This window comes from Gemmatimonas sp. (assembly GCF_046594945.1).
GTDB lineage: Bacteria > Gemmatimonadota > Gemmatimonadetes > Gemmatimonadales > Gemmatimonadaceae > Gemmatimonas.
Genome location: NZ_JBKJRB010000122.1, coordinates 1 through 3,780, shown reverse-complemented (window position 1 = coordinate 3,780; position 3,780 = coordinate 1). Strand labels below are relative to the sequence as shown.

The following is a 3,780-nucleotide window of genomic DNA, read 5'->3' as shown; positions in this document are numbered from 1 at the left end:
GAACGACCGACCGCGGGACCGGTGGATCGCTAAAGCGCCGCCAGTGGGCATCCGCGCCGCGGCGAGGTGGATCTCGAAGCTGCCGCCGATCGGATCAGATCTAAGCCGCCGCTGAAGCCTCGTTCGCGACAGCCATGGTCAGGTCATCTCGACGCGCACGTCCGATCGACTCGGTCGTGTGCGGGAGACGCAGACTCGGTGGGATAAAATTGACGGCACCTACCCAGCCGCCGTGTACGACGCGAAGGGCTTCGTCACCCGGACCGTCTACCATTCTGGTCTCGGAGTCCTTGCCGCCACCGAATCCGCCGACGGTGTGCTTCAGCAGTTTCGGTACGACGGTTTCGGCCGCCCGCGGGAGTCGCTTTCGCCGGCGTGCAGCTCGGGCGCATGCCCCTTCGTCGATGCTGCGAAGACAACATCATACGCCGCGGATGTCGGCGGAAGGCCCGGCGTCGCGTTCGGCGTCGTCATCAGCCAGGTCGGTGCGCCAACGAGTCGGGTCTTCTTCGATAGTCTACTCCGCGTCGTCCGCACGGAAACGCAGCTCCCCGACGGTCGCTTCGCGGCGCAGGAAAGTACGTACCATCCGGACTTTTGGAGCCTCATCGCGGAGCATCGTGTCGCGACCGCAGATAGCGCTGCTCCGACGTGGCTGCGTACCGCGTTCACTTACGATCGCGCGGCGCGTGTCACGCGCGTGCAGCGCGACGACCTGGGAGCCCCCGCGGTTACAACGCGCGAGTACGCAGGCAACCAGGTCACCACAACGGGGCCGACCGGCGCCGTTACCCGCACGGCCGTGGACGGCGAGGGTCGGCTTGTTCTGAGCGAGCGTTACGATGGCTATGTCCCAGGCAAGATTTTCGATATCTCGAAGAAGTGGATGACAACGAGGTATGCGTACGGGCCGTTCTCGCAGCTCGCAAGGGTCGTTGATTCCGCCGGGAACCTGACGCGAATCGTCTACGACCGTCTTGGCCGGCGAACCTGGATGTCTGATCCCGACGCAGGCGAGCAGTGGACGGAGTACGACGCATTTTCGAACGTCGTCCGCACGCGAAACGCACTCGGCACAGATACGGAGTATCGGTTTGATTCACTGGGCCGGCCGACCGGAAGAAGCGCGCCGGACGGTCTCGCGTGCATAACCTGGGACGCCGGCGAGGGCGCAATCGGCAAAGTCGCGGCAACCGTCTACACCCCCAAGGAGGGTGACGCGGTTATGCAGCGCAACGAGTATGACTCACTGGGGCGCCCCCGCACACATCATCAACAGATCGGCAGCGGTCCCGAGCTCGCGGCCGCGTGGGACTACGACGTTCACGGACGCCTGGCACGCACACACTACCCCGGCGCCCTTTCCGTCGCATACGAGTACTCGTTCGGCCATCAGACCGGCGTCGTCGATGACACGGGTTCGCCGCTCTGGCGGCTGACCGGCAATGACGTCGTTGGTCATCTCGTTGACGAGATGAGCGGAGACGGCCTGAGCACGCACCACGCGTACGACGGCGTTTCGCAGCGGCCGGTCCAGAGTACGATCTCCGACGGAGCTGGGCGGGCGCGCGACGAGCTCGGCTTCGGATGGTACCGCGACGGTAAGTTGAAGCGGCGGACGCAGCGGTACACGCGCGGTGACGCCCTGCCGCTCTCCGTCACGAAGGTTGAGGACTTCCTCTACGACCACATCCGGCGTCTGCAGCGCTGGAGTGGCGACGTCACGGTCTTCGCCGCTAAGGGGCCCGTCACGAAGACCTCCTTCGATTCTTCGTATTCGTACGACGGCATCGGCAACCTTGCAGCGCGCACGACGAAGGGCGCTGACAAGACCGTCGAGGAGGACTGGGTTTCCGGACCTTCCGGTGACGCCGTCATTGGAGCGCCGCCCCACGCCGTAATCCGAGGGCCGAAAGGTTCTTACGGTTACGACGCCGCCGGACGGCAGACCACCGCACCGGGACGCGACACCACGTGGACGACGTTTGACAAGCCACAATCGATAGGCGGCGCAGGCGGGACTTCCGTCGTCCTCGACTATGCCGCCGATCTGACGCGCGTCCGCAAACGATCCTCCGACGGATTTGCAGCGACAACCTACCTGTTGGGTGGGCTTTACGAGCAGAGACTAGTCGGGCCGGGGAAGACGGAGGTCTTCACGGTTGCGACGCCGGGCTCGGTTACCGTCCAGATCCTGCGCAGCTCCGGCGAGCCGCCTCAGGTTCTCTATCTTCACAACGATCGCCTCGGGTCGCCGCACGTCATCACGAACGCCGGCGGGACAGTTCTCGAGAGACCAGCTCGCGAGCCCTTCGGGCAACGCGTTCAAACCGAGAATCCAACCCGACCCGCAACATCGACTCTGCCGGTCACTGTCGGATTCACGGGTCACGAGGAGGAGGCCGAGCTCGCGCTCGTGAACATGCGCGGTCGCAGCTACGACCCGTCGGTCGGCCGCTTCACATCACCAGACCCGGTCATTGCATCGATCGGGAATCCCCAAGACCTGAACCGCTTCGCCTACGCGATGAACGATCCGGTCAACGTCACCGACCCAAGCGGCATGACGGCGAATGACGCCGGCGGCTGGGAGGTAAGCCTTAATCCGCTCGCTATCTTGGCGCTACTGTTCGGCCCTCCCGGCAGTGCATCCGCTCCGACCCCGGTCGGAATTAAGTACACGTGGGGCGCTGGGAACAGCGGCAATGTGCCAACGGCCAAGAAGTCGCTGACGCCTCGGCGTGTTCCGTTCCTTCCAATCATAACCGCTCAGGTGGCAGTCGGCGCCGAGGGCGGAATGCGTGTCGAGCGCCTTCCTGGGTATGGCCCGGAGTTCGCCACCTCCGTTCGCGAGACCTTCAATGACCTCCCACGCTTTCAATTCAACGCGTACATGCGGCAGACGCATTGGCGCGAAGCAGAAATGGAAGCCCGAAACGCCGAGTTTCAGCAGTACGCATTCGTTGGGACGGTAATCGCGTCTTCGTTCTTCTGGCCGGCGTGGCTCGCCCGAGCGGCGGCCGCCGGGGTGGCAGCGCACGCGGCGGCCTCGACTCCAAGCGACTCCGTCGGCGATCCACTGCCGAACATGCTCGCGATGGTCCCGGGCATTGGTCTGCTGCCGAGGGGACTCGGGCCGGCAGGACGCGGCTACGAGGTCGTCGCGTCGATAGAATTGCCGCCGATTGGCGCGCCTGGACACCTTGGCTACGCACCCGGTCGCGCTGGCCATTTCAAGACTGCAAACACAATGCTCTTGGATGAGATGGCGGGAGATGCCGAACTTGCGGGGCACCTTGGAAGGATCGATCCCGATCTTGGAAGTAAACTCGCTGCAGCCGGCGTGAAATCGCCGGCCGGGTACACGTGGCATCATGCGCTCGAGACGCCAAATGCACTCGGTGGTTCCTATGGAAGAGGTGTACTTGAACTTGTCCATCGACCTGCCCACATAAGCGCGGCGGGACGGCCTTTGTTTCACCCAGGCGGGTTTGGAGGGTTCTATCAATGGGGATCAAGCTACTGATCGACGTGATCCGCGCTGCGCAAAGTTTCGACGGGGCGGAACAGCTCTTTGTGCCAGAGGGTGTTGCGCCGACGGCCGACACCCCCGTGGAGATCCGTGACTTTGGTAATGAACCGGCGCCAGGTGAAGGGCAGCGGTACTTCCTCGGCCTTGAGCAGGTTCAAGATGTGGTCGACGCGCTTCGCGAGGAACTCCCCGACCCGAGTGATGACCAGCTCGTTCAGGCAGTTGTTTACTATAGCGAACGAGATGCG

1 protein-coding gene and 1 pseudogene are annotated in these 3,780 nt (G+C 63.9%); both read left to right on the top strand.

What is annotated here, in order from left to right:
• Positions 1-232: 232 nt before the first annotated feature.
• Positions 233-3,526 (top strand): RHS repeat-associated core domain-containing protein, encoded by a 3,294-nt coding sequence (locus ACLL97_RS14710; protein ID WP_411281227.1) that lies wholly within the window; start codon positions 233-235, stop codon positions 3,524-3,526.
• Positions 3,508-3,780 (top strand): annotated as a pseudogene (locus tag ACLL97_RS14705) (hypothetical protein); the annotation flags it as partial. The gene ACLL97_RS14710 and the pseudogene ACLL97_RS14705, both read left to right, overlap by 19 nt.